Source organism: Brevundimonas aurifodinae, from assembly GCF_040195595.1.
Lineage (GTDB): Bacteria > Pseudomonadota > Alphaproteobacteria > Caulobacterales > Caulobacteraceae > Brevundimonas > Brevundimonas aurifodinae.
On sequence record NZ_JBEGDD010000004.1, the window covers coordinates 1 to 23536 of the forward strand.

The 23536-nt window shown below is 68.6% G+C and carries 28 protein-coding genes and 2 riboswitches; of the genes, 9 read left to right on the forward strand and 19 right to left on the reverse strand.

Annotation, left to right across the window (positions count from 1 at the left end):
* The first annotated feature begins 135 nt into the window (after window positions 1-135).
* The 6 genes from ABN401_RS05635 (at window position 136) to ABN401_RS05660 (ending at window position 3078) form a co-directional block, all read left to right on the forward strand.
* On the forward strand, window positions 136-360 hold the full coding sequence (locus ABN401_RS05635; RefSeq protein WP_349683853.1) for a hypothetical protein: 225 nt from the start codon (window positions 136-138) through the stop codon (window positions 358-360).
* Between the two features lie 125 nt (window positions 361-485).
* The gene (locus ABN401_RS05640; RefSeq protein WP_349683854.1) at window positions 486-851 is read left to right on the forward strand and encodes an AtpZ/AtpI family protein; all 366 of its coding nucleotides are present in this window, start codon (window positions 486-488) and stop codon (window positions 849-851) included.
* 3 nt (window positions 852-854) lie between these two features.
* Window positions 855-1649, forward strand: coding sequence for a F0F1 ATP synthase subunit A (locus ABN401_RS05645; protein ID WP_349683855.1), 795 nt, complete (start codon window positions 855-857; stop codon window positions 1647-1649).
* 58 nt (window positions 1650-1707) lie between these two features.
* A complete protein-coding gene (locus ABN401_RS05650; RefSeq protein WP_077356178.1) occupies window positions 1708-1932 on the forward strand; it encodes a F0F1 ATP synthase subunit C in 225 nt (74 codons plus the stop codon).
* 79 nt (window positions 1933-2011) lie between these two features.
* Window positions 2012-2563 (forward strand): F0F1 ATP synthase subunit B family protein, encoded by a 552-nt coding sequence (locus ABN401_RS05655; RefSeq protein ID WP_349683856.1) that lies wholly within the window; start codon window positions 2012-2014, stop codon window positions 2561-2563.
* Entirely contained in the window at window positions 2563-3078 is a 516-nt protein-coding gene (locus tag ABN401_RS05660) for a F0F1 ATP synthase subunit B (protein WP_349683857.1), read from the forward strand. The genes ABN401_RS05655 and ABN401_RS05660 overlap by 1 nt, the downstream gene beginning before the upstream one ends.
* A 41-nt stretch (window positions 3079-3119) precedes the next feature.
* Here the strand turns inward: ABN401_RS05660 and ABN401_RS05665 are convergent, their stop codons facing one another.
* The gene (locus tag ABN401_RS05665) at window positions 3120-3590 is read right to left on the reverse strand and encodes a DUF6789 family protein (protein WP_349683858.1); all 471 of its coding nucleotides are present in this window, start codon (window positions 3588-3590) and stop codon (window positions 3120-3122) included.
* A 106-nt stretch (window positions 3591-3696) separates the two neighbouring features.
* On the reverse strand, window positions 3697-4629 hold the full coding sequence (locus ABN401_RS05670; protein WP_349683859.1) for an SDR family oxidoreductase: 933 nt from the start codon (window positions 4627-4629) through the stop codon (window positions 3697-3699).
* 70 nt (window positions 4630-4699) lie between these two features.
* On the opposite strand from ABN401_RS05670, the gene ABN401_RS05675 reads away from it, so the two are divergent.
* The gene (locus ABN401_RS05675; RefSeq protein WP_432763525.1) at window positions 4700-5305 is read left to right on the forward strand and encodes a TetR/AcrR family transcriptional regulator; all 606 of its coding nucleotides are present in this window, start codon (window positions 4700-4702) and stop codon (window positions 5303-5305) included.
* Here ABN401_RS05675 and hepT read toward each other — a convergent pair.
* The 10 genes from hepT to ABN401_RS05725 all read right to left on the reverse strand — a co-directional run bounded on the left by hepT (window position 5295) and on the right by ABN401_RS05725 (window position 15547).
* Window positions 5295-5699 carry a type VII toxin-antitoxin system HepT family RNase toxin gene (hepT, locus tag ABN401_RS05680; RefSeq protein ID WP_349683861.1) on the reverse strand — a complete coding sequence of 135 codons (405 nt, stop codon included), beginning with the start codon at window positions 5697-5699 and terminating at the stop codon, window positions 5295-5297. The genes ABN401_RS05675 and hepT overlap by 11 nt on opposite strands.
* On the reverse strand, window positions 5696-6091 hold the full coding sequence (gene mntA, locus ABN401_RS05685; protein ID WP_349683862.1) for a type VII toxin-antitoxin system MntA family adenylyltransferase antitoxin: 396 nt from the start codon (window positions 6089-6091) through the stop codon (window positions 5696-5698). Before mntA ends, hepT begins: the two co-directional genes overlap by 4 nt.
* A gap of 41 nt (window positions 6092-6132) precedes the next feature.
* Window positions 6133-7719 carry an aminomethyl-transferring glycine dehydrogenase subunit GcvPB gene (gene gcvPB / locus ABN401_RS05690; RefSeq protein WP_349683863.1) on the reverse strand — a complete coding sequence of 529 codons (1587 nt, stop codon included), beginning with the start codon at window positions 7717-7719 and terminating at the stop codon, window positions 6133-6135.
* Between the two features lie 130 nt (window positions 7720-7849).
* Window positions 7850-9196 (reverse strand): aminomethyl-transferring glycine dehydrogenase subunit GcvPA, encoded by a 1347-nt coding sequence (gene gcvPA, locus ABN401_RS05695; protein ID WP_349683864.1) that lies wholly within the window; start codon window positions 9194-9196, stop codon window positions 7850-7852.
* Window positions 9197-9318: 122 nt separating this feature from the next.
* Window positions 9319-9684, reverse strand: coding sequence for a glycine cleavage system protein GcvH (gcvH, locus tag ABN401_RS05700; protein WP_349683865.1), 366 nt, complete (start codon window positions 9682-9684; stop codon window positions 9319-9321).
* A 128-nt stretch (window positions 9685-9812) separates the two neighbouring features.
* Window positions 9813-10925 carry a glycine cleavage system aminomethyltransferase GcvT gene (gene gcvT, locus ABN401_RS05705; RefSeq protein ID WP_349683866.1) on the reverse strand — a complete coding sequence of 371 codons (1113 nt, stop codon included), beginning with the start codon at window positions 10923-10925 and terminating at the stop codon, window positions 9813-9815.
* 59 nt (window positions 10926-10984) lie between these two features.
* Window positions 10985-11081, reverse strand: a riboswitch (glycine riboswitch).
* Between the two features lie 4 nt (window positions 11082-11085).
* Window positions 11086-11181, reverse strand: a riboswitch (glycine riboswitch).
* A gap of 48 nt (window positions 11182-11229) precedes the next feature.
* Window positions 11230-12237, reverse strand: coding sequence for an adenosine deaminase (locus tag ABN401_RS05710; RefSeq protein ID WP_349683867.1), 1008 nt, complete (start codon window positions 12235-12237; stop codon window positions 11230-11232).
* Window positions 12238-12258: 21 nt separating this feature from the next.
* Complete coding sequence (locus tag ABN401_RS05715) at window positions 12259-13026, reverse strand: PIN domain-containing protein (RefSeq protein WP_349683868.1); 768 nt, start codon at window positions 13024-13026, stop codon at window positions 12259-12261.
* Window positions 13027-13109: 83 nt separating this feature from the next.
* Entirely contained in the window at window positions 13110-14885 is a 1776-nt protein-coding gene (gene argS, locus ABN401_RS05720; protein ID WP_349683869.1) for an arginine--tRNA ligase, read from the reverse strand.
* The gene (locus ABN401_RS05725; protein WP_349683870.1) at window positions 14882-15547 is read right to left on the reverse strand and encodes a Tat pathway signal sequence domain protein; all 666 of its coding nucleotides are present in this window, start codon (window positions 15545-15547) and stop codon (window positions 14882-14884) included. The genes argS and ABN401_RS05725 overlap by 4 nt, the downstream gene beginning before the upstream one ends.
* A gap of 136 nt (window positions 15548-15683) precedes the next feature.
* On the opposite strand from ABN401_RS05725, the gene ispH reads away from it, so the two are divergent.
* Window positions 15684-16667, forward strand: a complete 984-nt coding sequence (gene ispH, locus ABN401_RS05730; protein WP_349683871.1) for a 4-hydroxy-3-methylbut-2-enyl diphosphate reductase — start codon at window positions 15684-15686, stop codon at window positions 16665-16667.
* A 30-nt stretch (window positions 16668-16697) separates the two neighbouring features.
* On the opposite strand, the gene ABN401_RS05735 is transcribed toward ispH, so the two are convergent.
* The 6 genes from ABN401_RS05735 to ABN401_RS05760 all read right to left on the reverse strand — a co-directional run bounded on the left by ABN401_RS05735 (window position 16698) and on the right by ABN401_RS05760 (window position 21757).
* A complete protein-coding gene (locus ABN401_RS05735; RefSeq protein WP_349683872.1) occupies window positions 16698-16970 on the reverse strand; it encodes a hypothetical protein in 273 nt (90 codons plus the stop codon).
* A 55-nt stretch (window positions 16971-17025) separates the two neighbouring features.
* Window positions 17026-17679, reverse strand: coding sequence for an SMC-Scp complex subunit ScpB (gene scpB / locus ABN401_RS05740; protein WP_349683873.1), 654 nt, complete (start codon window positions 17677-17679; stop codon window positions 17026-17028).
* 148 nt (window positions 17680-17827) lie between these two features.
* Window positions 17828-18661, reverse strand: a complete 834-nt coding sequence (locus tag ABN401_RS05745) for a segregation and condensation protein A (protein ID WP_349683874.1) — start codon at window positions 18659-18661, stop codon at window positions 17828-17830.
* A gap of 3 nt (window positions 18662-18664) precedes the next feature.
* The gene (gene nagZ / locus ABN401_RS05750; RefSeq protein ID WP_349683875.1) at window positions 18665-19747 is read right to left on the reverse strand and encodes a beta-N-acetylhexosaminidase; all 1083 of its coding nucleotides are present in this window, start codon (window positions 19745-19747) and stop codon (window positions 18665-18667) included.
* A gap of 4 nt (window positions 19748-19751) precedes the next feature.
* A complete protein-coding gene (locus tag ABN401_RS05755; RefSeq protein ID WP_349683876.1) occupies window positions 19752-20498 on the reverse strand; it encodes an SPOR domain-containing protein in 747 nt (248 codons plus the stop codon).
* Window positions 20499-20575: 77 nt separating this feature from the next.
* Window positions 20576-21757: a deoxyguanosinetriphosphate triphosphohydrolase gene (locus tag ABN401_RS05760; RefSeq protein ID WP_349683877.1), complete on the reverse strand. Its 1182-nt coding sequence runs from the start codon at window positions 21755-21757 to the stop codon at window positions 20576-20578.
* Window positions 21758-21817: 60 nt separating this feature from the next.
* Between ABN401_RS05760 and ABN401_RS05765 the strand changes: the two genes are divergently transcribed.
* The gene (locus ABN401_RS05765; protein ID WP_349683878.1) at window positions 21818-22195 is read left to right on the forward strand and encodes a HesB/IscA family protein; all 378 of its coding nucleotides are present in this window, start codon (window positions 21818-21820) and stop codon (window positions 22193-22195) included.
* Here the strand turns inward: ABN401_RS05765 and ABN401_RS05770 are convergent.
* Window positions 22192-23526 carry a dihydroorotase gene (locus ABN401_RS05770; protein ID WP_349683879.1) on the reverse strand — a complete coding sequence of 445 codons (1335 nt, stop codon included), beginning with the start codon at window positions 23524-23526 and terminating at the stop codon, window positions 22192-22194. The genes ABN401_RS05765 and ABN401_RS05770 overlap by 4 nt on opposite strands.
* Window positions 23527-23536 lie beyond the last annotated feature (10 nt).

The following is a 23536-nucleotide window of genomic DNA, read 5'->3' on the forward strand; positions in this document are numbered from 1 at the left end:
CGGCCCCGCGCGGCAACAGTGATGCCGGCGTCTGCATCACCAGCCGTCCCCACCCGGTCTCCGCTCCGCGTCGACCACCCTCCCCCGAGGGGGAGGGAGAGGCCCTTGCCCCCCACCAACTCCCGAAAGGCACCCATGTCCCGCATCCGCTCCACCCGCCCCCGCCCCCCGCGCCCCCAACGCCCGCCTTCGGCGCGCCAGACCGCCGAGATCGAGGCCCTGCGCGCCGAGTTGCGCGAACGCTACGACCACTTCGAGGCGCGAAGGGCCCGGGCCGCCGCGCGTCGGGCGGCTCAGGCGCAGGGCATCGCGGCGGGCGACATCGTCGCAGGCTGGACAGAAACCTCGCCCGATCAATAACTTGAGCCATGATCACGGCTCCTTGACCTTCCGACCCCCTCCCTATAGGTTCCGCGCCGAATTCAGACCCCTGTCGGGGCCCGCAAAACCTTGCGTGGCCGGGCGGGGCTTGAGCGCAAGAACCCATGTCCCTGCCCCCGGAATCGCGCGAAGAGGCGATCGCTCGCCTCACTCGCTCCGCATCCGACTTGGAGGCGCGGACAACCTCGGAAGCCCAATCCGATGCGGCCGGTCGCGCCGTCGCGGGCCAGGCGTACAAGGTCGTCGCCCAGTTGCTGGGCGGCGTCTTTCTGGGGATCGCGGTGGGGTTCGGCATCGACCACTACGCCGGAACGGCGCCGTGGGGGGTGATCGGCGGGGTCCTTGTGGGCTTTGCCGTGTCTTTGTGGATGGCGTGGCAGACGGCCCAGCGGCTGATGGCACAGGCGGCGGCGAGCGGCGTGGAACCTCGGTCCATTCCCTTCGACGACGTGGATGATGAGGAGCGATAGGCCTTGGCCGATCCGATCGAACAGTTCGAAGTGCACCCGATTCCGGGTCTGGAGTTCGGCGAGGTGGCGGTGCCCTTCCTCGGCGTCCAGCAGATCGCCGTGACCAACTCCCACGTCGCCATGACCATCGCCTTCGCCCTGGTCGTGCTGTTCCTGACCGCCGTCACCTCGGGCGCCAAGGTCGTCCCCGGCCGCCTTCAGTCTGCGGGCGAGACCCTGTTCTCCATGATCGATGGCGTCACCGATTCGATCATCGGCCACGAGGGTCGCAAGTATTTCCCCTTCGTCTTCACCCTGTTCACCCTGATCCTGGGCATGAACATCCTGGGCATGTTCCTGACTTTCACCGCCACCTCGCAGCTGGCGGTCACGATCACCTTCGCCGTCCTGACGATCCTGCTGGTCATCGGCATCGGCATCCTGAAGCACGGCCTGGGCTTCTTCCTGCTGTTCTGGCCGTCGAGCGCGCCCCTGGTGCTGCGCCCGGTCGTCGGCGCGATCGAGTTCCTGTCCTTCCTGTTGCGACCGGTCACCCTGGCGCTTCGTCTGTTCGGCAACATGCTGGGCGGCCACGTCGCGCTGAAGATCTTCGCCGGCTTCGTCGTCAGCCTGGGGGCCATGGCCTTCGCGGGCGAGGGCCTGGGCCTCTGGGCCCTGCCGATCGCGGCCCTGTCGATGACCATGGTCGTCGCCCTGACCGCGCTGGAGTTCCTCGTGGCCTTCCTCCAGGCCTTCGTCTTCGCCGTTCTGGCCACCATCTATCTCAACGATGTGGTCAACCTGGGCCATGGCCACTAAGGCCACGCCCCGTCCCTTCGCCCCAACCCATCAAACCCAAAACTAGGATTAGACTCTCATGGAAGCTGAAGCCGCAAAATACATCGGCGCTGGCCTGGCCACCCTCGGCATGATCGGCTCCGCCATCGGCGTGGGCAACATCTTCGCCAACTTCCTGAACGGGGCGCTGCGCAACCCGTCGGCCGCCGGCAGCCAGGTCGGCAACCTGTTCGTGGGCGCCGCCCTGGCCGAAGCCCTGGGCATCCTGGCCTTCGTGCTGGGCATCCTGATCCTCAACGCCTGATTTCGACGGCGTTTCCAGTGGCGGTGTTCCCCTGAGCGGGGACACCGCCTCTTTGCTTATCTCGACGCAGACGGACACCATGGCCGCCCCTGAAAAATCAGACGCAACCGGCGGAACCTACGCCACGACGACCGAAGCCGAATCCGGCGGCCTGCCCCAGTTCGACACCTCGGTCTGGGCCGGTCAGATCGTCTATCTGCTGTTCCTGTTCTTCGTCCTCTATCTGCTGATCGCCAAGGTCTTCGCCCCGCGTCTGCGCCGGGTGATGGACGAGCGCGCCACCACCATTTCCACCGCCGTCGCCACCGCCAGATCGGTCCAGGCCGAGGCCGCCACCCAGGCCGCCGCCGCCAAGGCCGAGGTCGAACAGGCCCGCGCCGACAGCCGCCGCATGGCCGCCGAGGCCAAGGCCCGCGTCGCCGCCGAGGCCGAGGCCCGTCGTCAGGCCGAAGAGGCCGAGGTCAACGCCCGCATCGAGGCCGCCGAGGCCCAGATCGCCGTGACCCGCGACGCCGCCATGACAAACGTCTCCACCATCGCCGCCGACACGGCCCAGGCCATCGTCCAGCGCCTGACCGGCAAGCCCGCGACCGCCGCCGAGGCCGCCGCCGCTGTGAAGGGAGCCGTCTGATGCCCCATGTCTTCGAAGCCTATTTCTGGAACGTCTCCAACCCTGAGCTCTGGGTCGGCATCGGCCTGGTGCTGTTCTTCGCCATCCTGATCGCCGCCGGCGTGCCCAGGCTGGTCGCGGGCCAACTCGACGCCAAGGCGAACAAGATCCAGGCCGAACTGGACGAGGCCGCCCGCCTGCGCGCCGAGGCCGAGGCCCTGCTGGCCCAGATCCGCGCCGAGAAGGCCGAGGCCGACGCCCAGGCCAAGGCGATGCTCGCCGCCGCTGAGGCCGACGCCCGCCTCATGGAAGCCGACGCCAAGGTCCGCCTGGAAGAAGCCCTGACCCGTCGTCAGGCCATGGCCGAGCGCCGCATCGCCTCGGCCGAAGCCCAGGCCACAGCCGAGGTGAAGGCCGCCGCCGCCGACGTCGCCGCCCGCGCGGCTGAGACGATCCTGGCCGCCCGCATCGCCGGGGCCAAGTCGGACCCTCTGCTCGACGACGCCATCGCCCAGATCGGAACGCGCCTGAACTAGCGGCGCGCCCCTCGTCATCCCGGACTTGATCCGGGACGGGATCAGTGGGCCGCGGCCGCTCCGCTCATGTCATGAGCGCGCTTGTCGCGGTTCACCAGCCGGGCATAGACATTGCCCATGACGATGCCGAAGACGACGTGCGTCACCAGCATCCAGGCGACCACGGCGAAGCCGCCGCCGGCGTTGAACATCCGGGGATCGCCGAACAGCAGCACCCCGACCATCAGAACCGCCCACGCCGCCACGGCGAAGGCGATGCCCTTGGTCTCGGGCGTGTCGGTCGGCAGTTTCGGACAGACGACGCCGAACAACGCGCCCAGCAGCAGCGTGCCCGCCAGGAAGTGAGCCACCCAGCCGACGGCCAGATTGCCTTCCATCCCGATCAGGGTCGCGACCACCGATGGAAACGGCTGCACCCAGGGTCCGGCGAACACATTGACGGCTTCGAGGATCGATACGGCGACGGTGGCGGCGAAGCCTGCGACCATGCCCTTCTGTACGCGTGACATCATAACGACAGCGCCTCCCAACGCTCTTTTCGTTCCGATAACGCGCCATGCAGGATACGCCTGTCTCGCCCGGGACAAAGCGGCAGCATTTCACATCTCCGTGCTTCGCCTATGCGAAGCGCACGCCCAGTTCCGCCTCGGTCATGTCGAACAGCCGCGCCGCGTCCGCCTCGACCAGGGCATGCGGCTCGGCCTTCGCGGGTCCCGGCGGCCCCTTCATCTCCCTGGCCTTCTGCGGCCCGACGAAGGCACCGGGCCCCACGCCGGGGTCGGTGGCGGCCATCAAGATCGGCAGGGCGCCGTCGGCCGCCGAATGGCTGAACAGGGGCTCGATGAAAGGCCGGTAGACCAGCTGCATCATCGCCCGGCTGACCGGCCGACGCCCCAGAGGCCCCGACCCGATCAGCCCGGTCCGCGCATAGCCCGGATGCGCCACCACGCTGGTCAGCCCCCATCCGCCCGCCCGGCTCCGCCGATCCAGCTCCAGCCCGAACATCAGCATGGCCAGCTTCGTCTGCCCATAGACAGGCCATGGCTTGTAGCCCTGCCGATGGTTCAGGTCCTCGAATCGCAACCGTCCCTGCCGGTGCATGATGCTGGACAGTTGCACCACCCTCGCCCGCCCGGCCTTCAGCAAGGGCATCAGTCGCGCCGTCAGGGCGAAATGGCCCAGATAGTTGGTCGCCCATTGCAGTTCGTATCCGTCTTCCGTCTCCTCGCGCCGGTCCGTCGCCATGATCCCCGCGTTGTTCACCAGGATGTGGATCGGCAGCCGCTCCGCCAGGATGCGATCCGCGAAAGCGGTCACCGACGCCAGTTTCGACAGGTCCAGCGCCTCGACCCTCAGCCGCGCCTTGGGCACCTGCCCCCTGATGCGCTTCGCCGCCGCCTGGCCACGGTTGACATCGCGCACGGCCAGGACCACCTCGGCTCCCTTGCGGGCCAGCTCCAGCGCGGTCTCATAGCCGGTGCCGCTGTTGGCGCCGGTCACGATGGCCAGACGGCCCGTCTGGTCGGGAATGTCGCGGGTGGTCCAGGTCATGGGAGTGGTCCTCTAGGTGTCCAGGCCGAAGCCGAAACGGTCGCTAGACATATCTGCACCGCGTGCAAATATGCAAGAGGTGCAAACCGCGACCGAACAGCCCGGCCTGCGCGAAAGGAAACGCGCCGACACCCACGCCCGTATCCATCAGGCGGCGCTGGCCCTGTTCGCACGCCAGGGCTTCGAGGCCACGACTCTGGACGACATCGCCATCGCCGCCGGCGTCTCGCGCCGCAGCCTGTTCCACTATTTCGGCTCCAAGGAGGACATCGTTCTCTCGACCAAGGCGGGCCTCGGTGAACTGATCGAGGCGGCCGTCGCCCGCCGCCCGGCCGACGAGCCGCTGCTGGCCATGGCCGAGCACGCCCTGACCGACATGGCCGGCGACTTCCAGGGCCCCGAGGCCCGGGCGCTCGCCCGCCTCATCCACGACACCCCGGCGCTCAAGGCCGGCGACCACGCCAAATACGAGATGCTGGAGCATCGCCTCGCCGCCGCCCTCGCTGCGCAGAAGCGTCTGCCGCCCGACGACCTTCAGGCCCGCGTGGTCGCCACCACGGCGATCGGCGTCCTGCGCATGGCCACCGAGACCTGGCTCGCCTCCGACGACGACGCCGGTCCCGAGGTCCACGGCAAGGCGGCCTTCATGGCGTTGCGGGCGGCGGCTAAAGCCTGATCGCGAGGGCTGCGAAGGCCGCCAGGTCGTCCAGGCCTTCGCGGATCACGGTCTGGACGAGATCAAGGTCAAGGTCGGCATAGCGATGCACGGCGACGTTTCTGAAGCCCACCATCTTCATCATGGCTGCGCTGAGCGGCGCATCGATTAGGCCGGCCCCCGCGAGGAGATCGAAGGCCTCACGGCTGTTCGACGGCGCGCCCAGGCCTTTCAGCCGGACGATCCGGAACGCCATATCGATGGTCGCTTCACAGGCGCGTTGAATGTTCAGAATCGCGGCGTCCTGTCTCGTGAAGTCAGAGGCGAAATTGATGCTGCCGGCCAGTTCTTCCCGAGCGCGGACGATGCAGCGTTCGACAATCTGCGCCTTCGACACCAGGATGTCGTCGCTCACGCGAGAACCCGCCCGCGCGTCATGATATCCGCCTCGATGCCCCTGCGTCGCTCCTTGAGGTCCTCATAGTCCCGCATGAGGCGGATCTCGGCCAGATCGGCCACCAGGGCGTTCGGCGTCGCGATCCGCCGCCCCTCAAGCAACACCTCCCGCCCCAGGATCGGCGAGGCGGTCGCGAGATCGACCAGATCAACGTCGATCCTGAGGGCGTCCTCCACAGCGAGCTTGGCTTCGTAGCGCACCTTCGAGGGCAAGACTCCATCGACGACGATGGCCAGATCCAGATCGCTGTCGGCGCGCATGTCTCCACGCGCGGCGCTGCCGAAGACATAGACGGCCGCCAGCCCGTGGATCAGGCGCTCCAGAATGGGGATGGCGGCGTCGGGCGACATGACCTCAATCTAGTCCCGCCGGGCCGCTTCGCCAAACCCGCCTACTCCGCCGCCATGTTGTGCCCTTCCGGGGCCGTCCAGCGCAGCTTGGGCGAGCGGGCGGCGCGGGTCTCGTCCAGACGGCGCAGAGGGGCGTGGAAGGGGGCCCCCTTGAACCGCTCGACCTCGCCGGCCTTGGCCGCGCCCGCCAGCAGGCGCAGGGCGTTGATGAACCGGTCCAGCTCGGCCTTGGACTCTGTCTCGGTCGGCTCGATCAGCATGGCCCCGTGGACGACCAGGGGGAAATACATGGTCATGGGGTGGAAGCCCTCGTCGATCATCGCCTTGGCGAAGTCGAGCGTGGTGATCTCCGTGCCCTTCAGCCACTCGTCGTCGAACAGGGCCTCGTGCATGCAGGGGCCGTCGGGGAAGGCGGCGCTCATCACGTCCGACAGGCGGGCCTTGATGTAGTTGGCGTTCAGCACCGCGTCCTCGGCGACCTGTCGCAGGCCGTCCGAGCCGTGGCTCATCATGTAGCTGAGGGCGCGCACGAACATGCCCATCTGGCCGTTGAAGGCGCACATGCGGCCGAAGGCCTGAACAGCCTCGTCCTCGGCCCGCTCGACCAGCTTGAAGCCGTCGCCGTCATTGACGACCCAGGGCGCCGGCGCGAACGGAGCCAGCGCCTCGGACAGCACCACCGGCCCCGCCCCCGGCCCGCCGCCGCCGTGCGGCGTCGAGAAGGTCTTGTGCAGATTGATGTGCATCGCATCGACACCCAGGTCGCCCGGCCGCACCCGCCCGACGATGGCGTTGAAGTTGGCGCCGTCGCAGTAGAAATAGGCCCCGGCCTCGTGCGTCAGCCGCGCGATCTCGATGATGTCGCGCTCGAACAGGCCGCAGGTGTTGGGGTTGGTCACCATGATGGCGGCCACGTCATCGCCCAGCTTGGACGCCAGATCGGCCACATCGACGCGGCCGTCATCGGTCTGGGCGACTTCCACGACGGTGTAGCCGACGAACGCGGCCGTCGCTGGGTTCGTGCCGTGGGCCGAGGTCGGCACCAGCACCTTTCGGCGCTTCTCGTGCTCGCCCGACGCCTCGTGCGCGGCGCGGATGGCCATCAGCCCGCACAGCTCGCCATGCGCCCCCGCCTTGGGCGACATGGCCACCGCCGGCATGCCGGTCAGGGTCTTCAGCCAGTGCGCCAGGGTGTCCATCAGCTCCAGCGCGCCCTGCACGGTCGAGACCGGCTGCAGCGGGTGGATGTCGGAGAAGCCCGGCAGGCGCGCCATCTTCTCGTTCAGCCGCGGATTGTGCTTCATCGTGCACGAGCCGAGCGGATACAGCGCCAGGTCGATGGCGTGGTTCTTCTGGCTCAGCCGCACATAGTGGCGCATGGCCTCGGGTTCGCTCAGCCCTGGCAGGCCGATCGGATCGCGCCGCACCAGGTCGCCCAGATCGCCGCCGTCCGACGTCGGCTCGGCCAGGTCGACGCCGGTCTTCAACCAGCCGTCGCCCTCGAAGATCAGGGGCTCGTCCTGCAAGAGGCCGCGCCCGCCGGTCAGGGTCGGGTGCTTGTAGTCATGGTCCGGCGCGGACGGAGCCGGAGCGGTCGGACGGCCGACGGTGTTCATGGTGCTGGTCATCGTTACTCTCCCGTCGTCATCCTCGGGCTTGACCCGAGGATCGGATGCACCGCGTGCTCGATGGCTGAAATCGAGTGGGTTGATCGTCTGATCCTCGGATCAAGTCCGAGGATGACGGAGTTGAAGTGCGTCATCCCGCCAACACCTTCCCCAGCGCTTTCGCCAGGATCTGGATATCGGCGTCCAGCGTCGTCTCGGTGGCGGCGACCAGCAGGACGTCGTCCATGCCGGCCCCGGGGTTCAGGCGGCTGAACGGCACGCCGGCCAGCACGCGGTGCTCGGCCAGACGCTCCACCACCTCTGCGGCGGGACGCGGCAGGCGCACGGCGAACTCGTTGAAGAAGCGCGGCGTCAGCACCTCGACGCCCGCAATGGCCGCCAGCGCATCGCGCGTCGCCAGCGCCTTCTCGTGGTTCAGCAGGGCGAGCTTGCGCAACCCCGTCTCGCCCAGCAGGCTCATGTGGATCGAAAACGCCAGGCAGCACAGCCCCGAGTTGGTGCAGATGTTCGAGGTCGCCTTGTCGCGGCGAATGTGCTGTTCGCGCGTCGACAGCGTCAGGACGAAGCCGCGCTCCCCGTCCGCATCCACCGTCTCGCCGCACAGACGGCCCGGCATCTGGCGGATCAGCGACTGCCGGCAGGCGAACAGGCCGACGTAGGGTCCGCCATAGTTCAGCGCGTTGCCGATCGACTGGCCCTCGGCCGCGACGATGTCGGCACCCATTTCGCCCGGCGATTTCAACAGGCCCATCGACACGGCCTCGGTGACCACGACGATCAGCAGGGCCCCCGCCGCCTTCGCCGCCTCGGCGATCTTCGTCACGTCGGTGGCGGTGCCGAAGACGTTGGGCGTCTGCACGACCACGCAGGCGGTGTCCGGCCCGATCCGGCCAATGACGTCGGCCTCGGCGTCGATGGCGGTGGGCAGGACCTCGGTCTCGACGCCGACGGCGTGGACCACCGTCTCGGTCGCCGCGACATAGTGGGGATGCACCCCGCCCGAGATCACGGCCTTGTTCCGGCGTGTGACCCGCGTGGCCATCAGCACGCCCTCGGCCATGGCGGTCGAGCCGTCGTAGAGCGAGGCGTTGGCCACCTCCATCCCGGTCAGGTTCGCGACCTGGGTCTGGAACTCATAGAGGTACTGCAGCGTCCCTTGCGCGATCTCGGGCTGATAGGGGGTGTAGCTGGTCAGGAACTCCGACCGCTGGATGATGTGATCCACCGTCGCCGGCACATGGTGGCGATAGGCCCCGGCACCGCAGAAGAAGGGCGCGTCCCCCGCCGCGGTGTTCTTGCCCGCCAGCGCCTTCAGCGCCCGCTCGACCTCCAGCTCGCCCATGACGCGGGGCAGATCGACGAAGCCGTCGCGCCGCGCAGGGGCGGGCACGTCGACGAACAGGTCGTCGATGGTCTTGGCACCGATCGCCGCCAGCATGGCGGAGCGGTCATCGGAGGTCAGGGGCAGGTAGCGCATCGTCTTCTCGCTCCGTCATCCTCGGACTTGATCCGAGGATCGGATGTTGTGCGGCCCGTGCGTTGGATCGTTCGCGCGAGCGGTTGACCGTCCGGCCCTCGGGTCAAGCCCGAGGGTGACGGTTAGAGCGTCGTCAGGAACTGGTCGTACGCCGCCCGGTCCATCAGGCCGTCCAGCTGCGAAGCGTCGGACACCTTGATCCTGGCGAACCAGCCCTCGCCTTCGGGGTCGGCGTTGACGGTCTCGGGGGCGCTGGCCAGGGCGGCGTTGCCCTCGATCACCTCGCCAGAGACGGGGGCGTAGACGTCCGACGCCGCCTTCACGCTCTCGACCACGGCGAAGCCGTCCTTCTGGGACACGGCGCGGCCGGCTTCCGGCGTCTCGACGAACACGACATCACCAAGCTGGTCGGCGGCGTGCTTGGTGATGCCGACCGTGGCGACGTCGCCGTCCAGCCGGACCCATTCGTGATCCTTGGTGAAATGCATCTCTGTCTCTCCTCCTCCGTCATCCTCGGACTTGATCCGAGGATCGGGTGTTGTGGGGGCTGTGCGTCAGAACCGTCGCACGAGCGGTTGATCGTCCGGCCCTCGGATCAAGTCCGAGGGCGACGGCTTTACTTGGGTTTGCGGTGATAGCGTTGGGCGACGAAGGGCATGGCGACGACCTCGGCGGCCGCAGGCTTGCCCCGCACGATGACCTGGAGCGCGGTGCCCAGCGCCGCGTGCGACGGCGGGACATAGCCCATGGCGATGTTCTTTCCGAGGCTGGGCGACGGCCCGCCCGAGGTGACGCGACCGATCACGGCGCCGTCCGCGTCGGCGATCTCGGCGCCTTCGCGGGCCGGGGCACCCTCCTTGACGTGCAGGCCGACCCGGACGCGAGCCGGCCCTTCGGCGAGATCCTTCAGCACCCGCTCGGCGCCGTCGAAGTTCGCCGCCTCCTTCCGCGATTTCGACAGGGCGAAAGTCAGGGCCCCCTCGACCGGCGAGGTCGTCGGATCGATATCATGGCCATGCAGCGGCAGGCCGGCCTCGAGCCGCAGGGAATCCCGCGCGCCCAGGCCGATCGGCTTCACCCGCGCGTCCTGCAGGATCGTGTTCCAGACCCGCTCGGCGTCCCCGGCCGGGACCGAGATCTCATAACCGTCCTCGCCGGTGTAGCCCGAACGGGAGACGTAACAGTCGACCCCGAACAGCATCAGCCGGGCGCAGTCCATGAAGCCGAACTCGGCCAGCACCGGCTCGTGGGCGACCATGACCTCTGCGGCTTCCGGTCCCTGAACGGCGATCAGGGCGCGGTCGTCGAGCACGCTCAGTGTCGCATCGCCCGACAGGTTGGCGCGCCAGAAGGCGAAATCCTCGTCCTTGTTGCCGGCGTTGACGACGACGAACAGGCCGTCGTGATCCGGCTTGCCCGCCATCAGGTCGTCGATGATCCCGCCCTGCTCGTTCAGCAGCAGCGAGTATTTCTGCTTGCCGGCCTTCAGCGCCTGATAGTCGCCGGGGACGAAGCGTTCGAACTGGGCGACGGCGTCTCTGCCTGTGATCTTGCACTGGCCCATGTGCGACACGTCGAACAGACCGGCGTGCTCGCGCGTCCAGCGGTGCTCGGCCAGCACGCCCTCATACTGGACCGGCATGTCGTATCCGGAGAAGCCGACCATGCGCGCGCCCAGCGCCCGGTGCGCGGCGTTCAGCGGCGTGGTCTTCAGGGTGCCGTCGGTCATGCGGTCAGACTTTCGTAGGTCGCGTCACGCGGCAGAAAGCTCCGCCGTCCTCGCGCCCCCGCTGTCTGGGAAACCTGAGAGATTCCGCCGGGTCAGACCCGGCTTGCTCCGTCGGCGCACCCTGATGCCAAAAGATTGGCGGGTGACTTTCCAGCGTCCGTACGTCCTCGCGGTCCTTTTGCCTGAGCGTTTCCGGGGCGGTTGCGCCTTCGGCTCCGGCCCGAAGCGATGGGCCGATCTCTCCCGCGAGAGCGAGATCACCAAGGCCCCGACTCCGCTTGGAAGTCAAGCGTGGCGGGTCGTCCTATGCGGCGTAGGCGTCGACCTCGGCGATCCGCGCTGCCTTGTCGACCTCGCTCAGGAACGAGCCCTCGAAGCTGTTGCGGGCGATCTGGACCACCTGCTCGCGGGTCAGCCCTACCGCCTTCGCCAGCTGGCGATAGTTCTCGTTCACATAGCCGCCGAAATAGGCCGGATCGTCGGAGTTCAGCGTCACATGGAACCCGCGCCTCAGCATTTCGGGGACCGGGTGATCCCTCAGGTCCTTGACGACGCACAGCTTGAGGTTCGACAGCGGACACACCGTCAGCGTCATCTGCTCGGCCGCGAGGCGGGCGATCAGGCTCTCGTCCTCCATCGAGCGGTTGCCGTGATCCATGCGGTCGATGCGCAGCAGGTCCAGCGCCTCGTGCACATAGGCGGGCGGTCCCTCTTCGCCCGCATGGGCGCAGAGTTTCAGACCCACCTCCCGCGCCGCGGCGAAGACCCGGACGAACTTCGACGGCGGATGCCCCACCTCCGACGAATCCAGCCCGACCCCGATGAAGTGATGCAGATAGGGCTTGGCCCTCTCCAGCGTGGCGAAGGCCTCGTCTTCCGAAAGATGCCGAAGGAAGCTGAGGATCAGGCCCGAGGTCACGCCCAGTTCCGCCTTCGCCCGGTCCATCCCGGCGATCAGCCCCTCGACCACCACGCCGAACGGGACGCCGCGATCGGTATGGGTCTGGGGATCGAAGAAAATTTCGGCGTGCCGAACGTTGTCGGCCGCCGCCCGCTGGAAATAGGCGAAAGCCAGGTCCTCGAAATCCTGACGCGTCAACAGGACGTTCGCCCCCGCGTAGTAGATGTCGAGGAAGTCCTGCAGGTTGGAAAAGTCATAGGCCGCCCGCACCGCCTCGACGCTGTCGAACGGGATCGAAACGCCGTTCCTCTGCGCGAGGGCGAACATCAGTTCGGGCTCCAGCGAGCCCTCGATGTGCAGATGCAGCTCGGCCTTGGGCAGGCCGTCGATGAAGGCGTCGAGGTCGGTCATGGGCGGGCTCCGTGCGCGGCCCTAGTTCGACACCACCAGCCGCAGATGTCCACGTTTGATCTCTGGCGTCGGCGTCTCCGGCCCCGGCGGGGGCGGTGCCTCGCCTCGACCGGTCCAGCTGGCTGGCCGCTCGACGAAGCCGGACCGCGTCAGGATACGTTCTGGCAGGCCGCAGCGTTCCAGCATGCCGATCTCGACCTCTGTCCGGACATGGGCCCATTCCAGCAGCTGGCGGTTGTGGCCCCGCGCCGGCGGGGCGACGCTGACGACGCGGATGTGGGGATAGGCCTCGTGCAGAAAGCGGGTCGTGGCCGCGTGGTCGCCGTCCGTCGTCAGGATATAGGCGACGTCGCAGCGGCCGGCGGCGGCGTCGGCGGCGACCGCCAGCGCCAGGTTCACGTCGCTCTGCTTTTCGGTCGCGTCCATCCACTGATTACCACAGGCGTGGCAGTGATCAGCGTGGACGACGAAATGGCCCAGCAGGCAGCGCACATCGCGGGCCCTCAGCGCCTCTTCATAGGCCAGCAGCGCCTCCATCCGATCCCGCCTCTGGGGCCGGTGCGCCGCCACCCAGGTCACGCCCGCCAGCCTTTCATCTGGCGGCAGCAGCGCCCGTCCCAGGGCGCTCAGATCCAGCCACAGCAGCTCGCGACGGTTCAGCTCGAGGATGGCGTGATGCAGGTTGAACCCGTCGACATAGAGCCGGGCGCGCTTTCGGAAGATCGGCAGACGATAGCCTTCGCGGCGCACGGCCGGCGTCTGGCCTCCCCTGTTCCCCGACCGCGCCATGTCCGGCCTCGTCCTGTCCCCAACGGCACAGTTAATCAGGCGATCGATGACGAGTCCGTGGCGCCGTTGCTACAGGCCGGGCGCTACATCCGTTCGGGTGCGTCGATTCCCAAGAGGCGCAGCGCCGTCTCCAGTTGATCCAGCGCCGCCTTCGACAGGGCCAGCCGCGATCCGACCGTCGCAGGCTCACCGGCGGCCAGCACAGGGCAGGCCGCGTAGAATTTCGAGAAGCTCTGGGCCAGGCGATAGGCGTGCTCGGCGACGGCATGCGGCGCGCGGCGGTCATAGGCGTCCGACACCGCCGCGTCGAAGGCGTCGAGCGTCAGGGCCAGCTCGCGTTCGGCGGGTTCCGCGATGACGATGGGGCCCGGCAGGACGCCTTGCGCCTCGGCCTTCCGAAGCAGCGATTTGATGCGGACCGCCTGGTATAGCAGATAGGGGCCGGTCTTGCCCTCAAAGCTCATGAACCGGTCCAGATCGAAGACGTAGCTGGTCGTCCGGTTGTTCGACAAGTCGGCGAACTTCAGCGCCGCGACGGCCACCTTGGCGGCGATGTCCTCGAACTCGACCGCGGGCAGATCGGTGCCCAGCTCGGCCTCGCGCAGCCGCTCGCGGGCCTTGTCGCGGGCCTGGGTGATCAGGTCGTGCAGTTTCAACACCCCGCCTGCGCGGGTCTTGAAGGGCTTGCCGTCGGCACCGTTCATCGTGCCGTTGGCGGCGTGTTCCAGCTGGCCGGGCCTGGCGTAGCCGCACTTGTAGGCGGCCCGGAACACCTGTTCGAAATGGTCGGCCTGACGCGCGTCGACGCAGTAAAGGACCAGCTCGAAATCCTGCTCGCGGCGGCGTTGAAGGATCGTGGCCAGGTCGGTCGTGCCGTACATGGCCGAGCCTTCGGACGAGACCAGCAGCAGGGGCGGCAGCTCGCGCTTGTCGCCCTCCTCGACGACCCGGATGATCCAGGCGCCCTGGTCGAACTCGGCCAGGCCCTTCGACTTGATCTCCTCGACCATGGCCGGGATCAGGGGGTCGGCGTCGCTTTCGCCGTTCCAAAGATCGAAGGTGACGCCGAGAGCCGCGAACTCGCGTTCCAGCGCCGTGCGGCTGACCGCCACGAAATGCCGCCACAGGGCGCGGTAGCCGGGGCGGCCGGCCTGAAGCTCCGCCGTCGCCTTGCGGGCGCGGTCGCGGAAGGCGGTGTCTTCCTTGGCCTTGGCCGCCGCCTGCGGATACAGCCGCTCAAGGTCCTCCAGCGTCACCGGGCTCTCATGCGGGAACGGCCCGTCGCCCTCGGCCAGGAAGGCGTTGGCTCCCGGATGCTGGTCGGCCTCGTCGCCGACCGCGACGATCAGCAGGCCCATCTGGAAACCCCAGTCACCGAAATGGGCGTCGCCCCAGACCGTGTCACCCCGGAACCGGAACAGCCGCTTCAGGCTCTCGCCGATGATCGACGAGCGCAGATGGCCGACATGCATCGGCTTGGCCACGTTCGGCCCGGCGAAGTCGATGATGACCCGGCGAGGCTCCGCGACCGGAGAGGCCCCCGCCATCGCGGCGTCATCGGCCACGACCTGGGCGCGGTTCGCCAGGGTGGCTTCGGCGACCTTCAGATTGACGAAGCCCGGTCCGGCGATTTCCACGGCGGACAATCGGGGATCGCCGTCCAGCCGCGCCGCGACGCGGGTCGCCAGCTCGCGCGGATTGAGCTTCAGCGCCTTGGCGGCGGCCAGGGCTCCGTTGGACTGGAAGTCGGCCAGGTCCGGCCGGTCCGACACGGTGACGCGCGCCAGCCCTGCGTCCACGCCTTCGGCGGCGAAGGCGGCCGCGACCGCTTCGCCCAGTTCCGTTCTGAGGTCGGTCATTCGGCGGGGGGCGTCGCCGCCGACGCCGTGCCGGCGTTGATGCGGAACCGGCTGCCCGACCGGTTGAAGTCGGCCATCTCGGGCGTCACGTCGAAGCCGATCAGAACCTCGAAATTGCCGCCGCTGGTTTCGGCGGTCGCACGGGGAATGACCACCGTCTGGCCCTGTTCAACCGAAGCCGTGCGCTGGCCGTCGAAATCGACGGGCAAGTCGAAGTATTCCTTGGCCAGCACCGCCTCGTTCCTCTCGGTCACGGCGATCCAGTAGCGATAGGTGCGGCGATCATCACCCGCCTGGGGCCCCCGGCCGAGGTTGAAAAGGATGTTGGCCTGAACCGTGATCGGCTCATCGGACTGATAGGCGCAGCCCGCCGTTACACCCTCGATCTCTCCGGTGTAGCCGACGGCCGAGGCCGCGGTCCGCCCCTCTTCCAGTTCCACATAGCGGGCGGCGTCGTAGAGGATCTTCACGAACGGACACGGTCCCGCGTTCGGCACGGCGCGCAGGCGGCCCAGACGCGGTGCGCGCTGCTGCTCCTCAGCCTGATCGCGCGCCTCGCGCTCGCGCTGACGCTGGGCCGGGCCGGAGCTCTGCTGAGCCGAGGCCACCGTGGCCGAGGCGAGGACCGCAAAAGCGGCGAGGGCGGCGGTCGCAAGGCGCATTCGAGATATCCGGAAATCAGGCGCTGACGGAACGCGGTCAGGCTTCTCGCCTGATAGCGGCTAAAGCGAGGCGTCGCAAACGTCGCGACGCCGCCCGGCGGTGGCGGTGTGGCCTCGAAGCGACTAGGTTGAGGACATGGACGCTACCACCCTGTCTCCGGCTTCGACGACCGCCCCGACCTTGCGCCCCCTCACGGTACGGATGGCCACGCCGCGCGGCTTCTGCGCCGGCGTGGACCGGGCCATCCAGATCGTCGAGCGGGCCATCGAGAAGTTCGGCGCGCCGGTCTATGTCCGCCACGAGATCGTCCACAACAAGCATGTCGTCGACCGGCTCAAGGGGCTGGGCGCGGTTTTCGTCAAGGAGCTTGACCAGTGCCCGGACGACCGGCCGGTCGTGTTTTCGGCCCACGGCGTGCCCAAGTCGGTTCCGGCGACCGCGCGCTCACGCGAGCTGCTGTTCCTGGACGCCACCTGCCCCCTGGTCTCCAAGGTCCACGTCGAGGCCGAGCGCCACCATGCCAACGGCAAGCACATCATCCTGATCGGCCATGCCGGCCACCCCGAGGTCGTCGGCACCCTGGGCCAGTTGCCCGAGGGCGCGATCAGCCTGGTCGAGACCGTCGAGGACGCGGAGGCGTTTCAGCGTCCCGGGGGTCAGAGGCTGGCCTATGCCACCCAGACGACCCTGTCCCTGGACGACACGGCCGAGATCGTGGCCGCGCTGAAACGGCGGTTCCCGGAACTGCCCGACCCGCACAAGGAAGACATCTGCTACGCCACGACCAACCGTCAGGAGGCCGTCAAGCGGCTGGCCGACGGATCGGACCTGGTGCTGGTGGTCGGGTCGAAGAACTCGTCCAACTCGGTGCGGCTGGTCGAGGTGGCGCTGAAGGCGGGTGCGCGCGACGCCCGCCTGCTGGACGACGCGTCACAGTTGGACTGGGGCTGGCTGGATGGCGTGTCGACCGTCGGGGTCACGGCCGGCGCATCGGCCCCAGAACCGCTGGTTCAGGGGGTCGTCGATGCGCTGAGATCGCGCTTCGACGTCACCCTGGCCGACGATCCGGGCGAGCCCGAGACGGTGACCTTCAAACTGCCCAGAGCGCTGACGGCCTGAGCGCCGACGGCCTGAGTCGTCAGCCGGGCGTCAGCTCTTCGGAGCGGGCTCTTCGCCACCCGACAGGGCCGCGGCTTCTGCCGGCGAAGCGGGCGCGGCGACGTCCTCGGCCGAGGCGTCGTCCATCGACTCCGGCGCGGGCGTGACGCCGCCGTCGGTGGGCAGCTCGATCGGTCCCCCAACGGCCGGCGCCGTGGTCGACGAGACCTCCCCCTCGGCGGGCGCGGTAGCCGGTTCCTCGGCGGCGGGGGTGCAGGCGGCCAGCGCCAAGGCGGCGGCTCCGGCGGCGATCAGCATACGCATAGGGACTTCTCCTCGGACGATGTTCGGCGAGGAAACGGTCAAGCTGCGGATTGGTTCAGTCGCCGACGAAGTCCTGGGCGAACTCGGGGGCGTCCCCGTCCTCGATCGGGTCCTCGTCGTCGGCGCCGGCGCGGGACGGGTCCGGAACTTCGAAGCCGGTGGGCAGCGACAGGTCCAGCAATCCCGCCGCCTTCATCTCGGCCGCGCCCGGCAGATCGTACAGACTGGCCAGGCCGAAATGCTCCAGGAACCGGTCGGCGGTGGCATAGGTCACGGGCCGACCCGGCGTCCGCCTGCGTCCCCTCAGACGCACGAAGCCCATCTCGAGAAGCAGGTCCAGCGTCCCCTTGGAGATGGACACGCCCCGCACGCTCTCGATCTCGGCGCGAGTGACCGGCTGGTGATAGGCGATGATGGCCAGGGTCTCGAGCGCGGCCTTTGACAGACGGCGCGGCTCCTCGCGTTCCTCCGTCATCATGAAGGACAGGTCCGGAGCGGTACGAAAACGCCAGCGCTCGGCCACGCATTCCAGCTCCACGCCCCGCCCCTCGTAACGGACGCGAAGCGAGGCGATGGCCCGGCCGACATCGGCTCCTTCGGGCAGGCGGCGCGCGATGTCGGCGGCCGACAGGGGCCCGGCGGCAGCGAACAGCAGAGCCTCGACCCGGCGTTCGATCTCTGCCTCGTCGGGGGCGAACTGGATGCTCACAGATCACCGCTCATCCCCGCGAAAGCGGGGACCCGGTCCTTAAGTGAGGCAAGATATCTGGGATCGACGATGAGACTTCGGTCAAGAACGATCATCGCCCAAAGCACTGGGTCCCCGCTTTCGCGGGGATGAGCGGGAAAAGGAGAAGTCACGGCGTCAGCTCCAGCGGCTGACCCAGCCCAGGGCCTTGGCCGCGCCGCTTGAGCCACAGTTCTTCGAAGGCCCACTCCTGGCGCACGTCCATGGCCCCCTCCTTAACCAGCTCCAGACTGGCCGACAGGGTGGAGGCGGTGAAACTGGCCTGGCTGGGCCCCGGCCCTTCGTCACGGACCGGCGCGACCCGCTCCAGCGGCGTCCAGTCGGCGAGGCGGGGCAGGATGTCGCGCAGCCAGTCGCGCGCCTCCTCGAGGGCGAAGGCTTCCACCCGCTGGGTCGGATTGTAGTGCCGCGCCTGATCCTTGCGGCGCTGGCCGACATAGGCGGCCATCAGCTCATACAGGCTGGCGTCGATCCGGTCCGATGGCACGATCACCGTCGCCTCCGGGTCGCCTCGTGTGAACACGTCGCGCTTCAGCTGGGGTCGGGCCATCAGGGCGTCGGACGCCTTTCGCATCGCCTCCAGCTTTTGCAGCCGGAACGCCAGGGCCGCCGCCATCTCCTCGGCGGGCGGTTCGTCGCCCTTGCCCTTCTCGGTGCGGGGCAGCAGCAGGCGCGACTTCAGATAGGCCAGCCAGGACGCCATCACGAGGTAGTCGGCCGCCAGCGAGAAATTCCGGCGCCGCGCCTCATGAACGAAGGCCAGATACTGTTCCGCCAACCGGGTGATCGACAGTTTCAGCAGATCGACCTTCTGGGTTCGGGCCAAGGCCAGAAGGACGTGCAGGGGGCCTTCGTAGCCATCCAGATCGACGACAAAGGCATCGCGCGCATCCACCTCCTCGACGGCGGTGAAGTCCAGGTTGGGCTGAAAGGCCTCGGTCATGGCCTAGTTCGGCCTTTCGCGCGTCGCGCGACGTGAGGCTGGGGCCTGGGCCTCGCCGACGTCCGGCCCCTGAGCCGCCGTCAGTCGGCCGACCAGCATGGCGTGGAAGCGGTCGCGGGCCTCGACCGTGTCCAGAGGTTCGGGCGTGTGGACGATCCGGGCCAGGGCCGCCGCCGCGCGCCGGGCCGCCCCGCCCTTCAGCTTGCCGACGCCCCCCGCGACCTGCTCCATCTCGGCCATGTCGCCGGTCCAGTGGATGACGAGATCGCACCCGGCCTTGAGCGATGTCTCCGCCCGCTCGGTCAAGCTGCCGCTGAGGGCGTTCATGCACAGGTCGTCGGACAGCAGCAGGCCGCCGAAACCCAGCCGCTCGCGGATCAGCTTGATCGCCTTCTTCGACTGGGTGGCGGGACGCTTCTTGTCGATGGCGGGAAAGACGATGTGGGCCGTCATCCCGATGGGCATGTCCGACAGGGCCTTGAACGGCGCGAAGTCCCAGGCGTCCAGATGATCCAGATCGGCGTGGACGGTCGGCAGTTCCTTGTGGCTGTCTGCGAAGGCGCGGCCGTGGCCCGGCATGTGCTTGATGACAGGCAGCACCCCTCCGGCCATCAGCCCTTCGGCCATGGCTCGGCCCAACTGGGCGACCTGGGCCGGATCCTGGGCGAAGGCGCGGTCGCCGATGATGTCGTGGGCCCCCGGCGTCGGCACGTCCAGAACCGGGGCGCAGTCGACGTTGATGCCTACGGCCCTCAGATCATGGGCCATCAGCCGCCCACCCAGCCAGGCCAGGGCGCGGGCGGTGAACGGATCGTTGGCGGCTTTCAGATAGGCCTCGCCCGGCGGGTATTTCTGCCAATGCGGCGGACCCAGCCGCTGGACCCGGCCGCCCTCCTGATCGACCAGGACAGGGCAGTCCCAGCCGACGCTGGCGCGCAGCGCGTCGGTCAGGCGCAGGACCTGTTCCGGGCTCTCGACGTTGCGCCGAAACAGGATGAAGCCCCAAGGCTGGACCTCGGCGAAGAACGCGCGCTCGGCCTCGGTCAGAACCGTGCCGGAACAGCCGTAAATGGCCGCGCTGGACAATCGCCTATCGCACCAGACAGTCGCCGCCGCCCGCCTGGATGGCGGCGCAGAAGGCACGGGCGTCATCCGCCGACAGACCGGTGAAGGTGGTCCGGTACACCGTCGAGCCGTTCGAGGCCGTCACCTCCTGCACCCGCTTGGTCGCGTTCCTGGCGAAGCTGGGGAAGCGGGCGGCGACGGCGGCGTATTCGCGGTCCGCCACGGCGGTCGAGGAGTAGGCTCCGATCTGGACGGCGGCGTTGCCACCCGCGCCGGTCGCGACGGGCGCTTGAGGCGCTGCAGGCTCAGGCGCGGGTCGCTCGGGCGCGCTCGGCGGGGTCCTGACCAAGGGAACTGGCGTGGACTGGGCCGGGGCTGGCCGAGGCAGCGGCGTCTCCGGCGGCGGCGCGAATTCGGGCGTGGTCGGGGTCTCGGAGGTCTCGTCGTAAAGGCCGACCCCGGCCTCGGGATCGACGGGCTGGGCCTCGAGGGGAGCCTCGACCTTCATCTGGGCGACGGGCGTGCCGACAGCCGGGGGGGCATCCGTCGAGGAACGCAACCCGGATCGATAGAACAGCACCACCGCGATGATCAGAACGAGCAGCACCCCGGCGCTGACCAGCAGGGTCACGGGGGGTGCCTTCGACGGCGGGGCCCGGCGCGCGTCGAAGCCACCCCGGTTGAACGGCAGGTCGTCGTCCGTCGGCGGCGTGTAGGCGCCCCGGTCCCTCTGCCCATGATCTCTGGGCCGATTGTCGTCGTCGTAGGACATGATTGCGCCTCGCTTGGGGGCCGGCGCGAATCGACGCTCCGACCCCGCAGTCTAACCCCTCAGCCCCGATCGAAGAATCACAGATCGAGGGCGAGGTCGAGGGTGAACAGCTTTCTGTGCTCCTCGATGGCGAAGCGATCCGTCATCCCGGCGATGTAGTCGCAGACAGCGCGGGCCCGGCGATGCGGATCGTCCGACGCCGCCCGCGCGCCCCATTCGGTCGGCATGACCTCGGGCTCGGCCATGAACAGATGGAACATCTCGGCCAGGATGCGCCGCGCCTGGCTGCGGGTGCGATTGACCCGGTAGTGCCGATACATCCGCTCGTACAGAAACCGGCGCAGCTGGCCCAGATCCGCCAGCATCCCGTCCGAGAACTGCACCAGGGTTCGCCGTGCGGCCCGGACATCCTCGCGGGTGCCGATGCCGTCCTCGGCCAGCCGACGCTCGGTCTCGGCCAGGACGTCGTCGATCATGACGCCGATCATGCGCCGCACGGCCTCCAGACGTAGCATGCGCTCGGACAGGTCGGGCCAGTCGGCCCGCGTCGCGTGCAGCACCGGCCCGATCAGGGGCACGTCGGCGAGGTCGGCGAGGGTGAACAGGCCCGCCTGCACCCCGTCGTCCACATCGTGGTTGTTGTAGGCGATGTCGTCGGCGATCGCGGCGGCCTGGGCCTCCAGCGAGGCGAAGCTGTCCAGCCGCAGGTCCCAGCCCGGCGCGAAGTCGGCGATGGCCTTCCAGGCCGGCTCGTCCAGCTTGTGGGTCACCGGGCCGTTGTGCTTGACCACGCCCTCCAGCGTCTCCCAGCTCAGGTTCAGCCCGTCGAAGACCGGATACCGGGTCTCCAGCTTGGTCACGACGCGGAAGGTCTGGACGTTGTGGTCGAACCCGCCCCAGGGCTGCATCTGGGCCTGGAGTTCGTCCTCGCCCGCATGGCCGAACGGCGGATGGCCCAGGTCATGGGCCAGGGCGACCGTCTCGGCCAGGTCCTGGTCCAGCCGCAGGGCGTGGGCCAGGGACCGGGCGATCTGGCTGACCTCCAGGCTGTGCGTCAGGCGGGTGCGATAGTGATCGCCCTCGTGCGCCACGAAGACCTGGGTCTTCTCCTTCAGACGGCGAAAGGCCGTGCAGTGGATGATCCGGTCGCGATCGCGGGCGAAGGCGTTTCGGGTCCGGCTGGGGGCCTCCGGGACCAGACGGCCGCGCGAGGCTTCGGCGGTCTCGGCATAGGGCGCGCGGGCAGGAAGCTGGCTCAAGGGCGGATTCCGGAAGGCCGGGCTTTGCGAACCGGGCGGGGCGGCCTCATATAGACAGTCATGACCGCCGTCCAAACCGCCCCGCTGGAGTTGAAGATCGCCACACGATCGCCCGAAGGCATCGTGCTCGCCGACAGCGCCGCGCGTCGTCTGGCGAAGCTCGGCGAGATCGAGGGGCATCCCGTGATGCTGCGCGTCGCCGTCGAGGGCGGCGGCTGCTCGGGCTTCCAGTACCAGCTCGACCTCGTGAACACCACCGAGCCGGACGACCTGCGGGTCGAGGCCGGGGGACAGACCGCCCTGGTCGATCCCGTGTCCGTGCCCTTTCTGAAGGGATCCGAGATCGCCTTCGTCGACGAACTGGCCGGTGCCCAGTTCGTGATCCGCAACCCGAACGCGGCCACCAGCTGCGGCTGCGGCGTCAGCTTCTCCATCTAGACAGACAGCGTCTCCTGGAAGCGCACGGGGCGGCCGTGGGCTGTGCCGATGAGATCGCCGTCCTGCATCACGATCCGGCCGCGCACGATGGTCGCCATGGGCCAGCCGGTGGCCTCGAACCCGTCGAAGGGGGTCCAGCCGCAGCGGCTGGCCATGTCCTCGTGGCGGATCACGCGGCGGGCCTTGAGGTCCACCAGGGTCAGGTCGGCGTCGTAGCCCTCGGCGAGACGGCCCTTGTTGGCGGTCTGGAAGACGCGCTGGGCCCCGGCCGAGGTCAGGTCGATGAACCGTTCCAGCGTCATCCGGCCCTGCGCCACATGGGTCAGCATCACCGGGACCAGGGTCTGGACGCCGGGCATGCCGGACGGCGAGGCGGGATAGGGCTTGGCCTTTTCCTCTTTCGTGTGAGGCGCATGGTCGGAGCCGAGCACATCGACCACGCCCTGATCGATGCCGCGCCAGAGGCCGGCGATATGATGGGCGTTGCGGATCGGAGGGTTCATCTGGGCATTGCCCTTCAGCCGGGCATAGGCCTCGTCGCCGTCGATCGTCAGGTGCTGGGGCGTGACCTCGACCGTGGCGACGTCCTTGTGATGGGCCAGAAATTCGATCTCCTCGGCGGTGGAGACGTGCAGCACATGGATGCGCTTGCCCGTCTCCTTCGCCAGGCGCACCAGCCGGCGGGTGCTCATGATGGCGCTTTCGGCGTCGCGGACCTCGGGATGGCTGGTCCAGTCGCCGGGGCGGGCGAGCGGGCGACGCTCGGCGAGGCGGTATTCGTCCTCGGAATGAAAGGTGGCACGGCGGGCGACCGCGTTCAGCACCTTTCGGACGCCGTCGTCGTCGGCGATCAGAAGATCGCCCGTCGAGGCCCCCATGAAGACCTTGATCCCGCAGCAGCCGGGCAGACGTTCCAGTTCGCCCAGGTGATCGGCATTGGCGTGGGTGCCGCCGACGTAGAAGGCGTGGTCGGTCCACATCCGGTCGCGGGCTCGGGCCAGCTTGTCGGCCAGGGTGTCGGGATCGGTCGTGTTGGGCTCGGTGTTCGGCATTTCGAACACGGCGACGACGCCGCCCAACGCCGCCGCGCGACTGCCCGTCTCCAGATCTTCCTTCCACTCCAGCCCCGGCTCGCGGAAATGGACCTGGGTGTCGATGACGCCGGGCAGGACCGTCAGGCCCGTCGCGTTCAGCACCTGGCCGGCCGAGGCCTGGGACAGGTCGCCGATCCGGGCGATGCGGCCGTCGACGACGCCGACGTCGGCCATCCCGCGCCCGGCGTGGTTGGCCACCTCTCCGCCACGGACGATCAGGTCATAGGTCTGGGTCACGAGGCGGCTC

Coding starts and splice junctions, on each gene's coding strand:
- gcvT (WP_349683866.1), bottom strand. CDS start 10,925: ATGACCGACGGCACCCTGAAGACCACGCCGCTGAACGCCGCGCACCGG.
- ABN401_RS05710 (WP_349683867.1), bottom strand. CDS start 12,237: ATGACCGACCTCGACGCCTTCATCGACGGCCTGCCCAAGGCCGAGCTG.
- ABN401_RS05655 (WP_349683856.1), top strand. CDS start 2,012: ATGGCCGCCCCTGAAAAATCAGACGCAACCGGCGGAACCTACGCCACG.
- gcvH (WP_349683865.1), bottom strand. CDS start 9,684: ATGCATTTCACCAAGGATCACGAATGGGTCCGGCTGGACGGCGACGTC.
- ABN401_RS05635 (WP_349683853.1), top strand. CDS start 136: ATGTCCCGCATCCGCTCCACCCGCCCCCGCCCCCCGCGCCCCCAACGC.
- ABN401_RS05715 (WP_349683868.1), bottom strand. CDS start 13,026: ATGGCGCGGTCGGGGAACAGGGGAGGCCAGACGCCGGCCGTGCGCCGC.
- mntA (WP_349683862.1), bottom strand. CDS start 6,091: ATGTCGCCCGACGCCGCCATCCCCATTCTGGAGCGCCTGATCCACGGG.
- ABN401_RS05725 (WP_349683870.1), bottom strand. CDS start 15,547: ATGCGCCTTGCGACCGCCGCCCTCGCCGCTTTTGCGGTCCTCGCCTCG.
- ABN401_RS05745 (WP_349683874.1), bottom strand. CDS start 18,661: ATGACCGAGGCCTTTCAGCCCAACCTGGACTTCACCGCCGTCGAGGAG.
- ABN401_RS05755 (WP_349683876.1), bottom strand. CDS start 20,498: ATGTCCTACGACGACGACAATCGGCCCAGAGATCATGGGCAGAGGGAC.
- ABN401_RS05660 (WP_349683857.1), top strand. CDS start 2,563: ATGCCCCATGTCTTCGAAGCCTATTTCTGGAACGTCTCCAACCCTGAG.
- ABN401_RS05665 (WP_349683858.1), bottom strand. CDS start 3,590: ATGATGTCACGCGTACAGAAGGGCATGGTCGCAGGCTTCGCCGCCACC.
- ABN401_RS05650 (WP_077356178.1), top strand. CDS start 1,708: ATGGAAGCTGAAGCCGCAAAATACATCGGCGCTGGCCTGGCCACCCTC.
- ABN401_RS05735 (WP_349683872.1), bottom strand. CDS start 16,970: ATGCGTATGCTGATCGCCGCCGGAGCCGCCGCCTTGGCGCTGGCCGCC.
- gcvPB (WP_349683863.1), bottom strand. CDS start 7,719: ATGACCAGCACCATGAACACCGTCGGCCGTCCGACCGCTCCGGCTCCG.
- ABN401_RS05670 (WP_349683859.1), bottom strand. CDS start 4,629: ATGACCTGGACCACCCGCGACATTCCCGACCAGACGGGCCGTCTGGCC.
- ABN401_RS05640 (WP_349683854.1), top strand. CDS start 486: ATGTCCCTGCCCCCGGAATCGCGCGAAGAGGCGATCGCTCGCCTCACT.
- ABN401_RS05765 (WP_349683878.1), top strand. CDS start 21,818: ATGACCGCCGTCCAAACCGCCCCGCTGGAGTTGAAGATCGCCACACGA.
- gcvPA (WP_349683864.1), bottom strand. CDS start 9,196: ATGCGCTACCTGCCCCTGACCTCCGATGACCGCTCCGCCATGCTGGCG.
- ispH (WP_349683871.1), top strand. CDS start 15,684: ATGGACGCTACCACCCTGTCTCCGGCTTCGACGACCGCCCCGACCTTG.
- ABN401_RS05675 (WP_432763525.1), top strand. CDS start 4,700: ATGCAAGAGGTGCAAACCGCGACCGAACAGCCCGGCCTGCGCGAAAGG.
- argS (WP_349683869.1), bottom strand. CDS start 14,885: ATGACCGACCTCAGAACGGAACTGGGCGAAGCGGTCGCGGCCGCCTTC.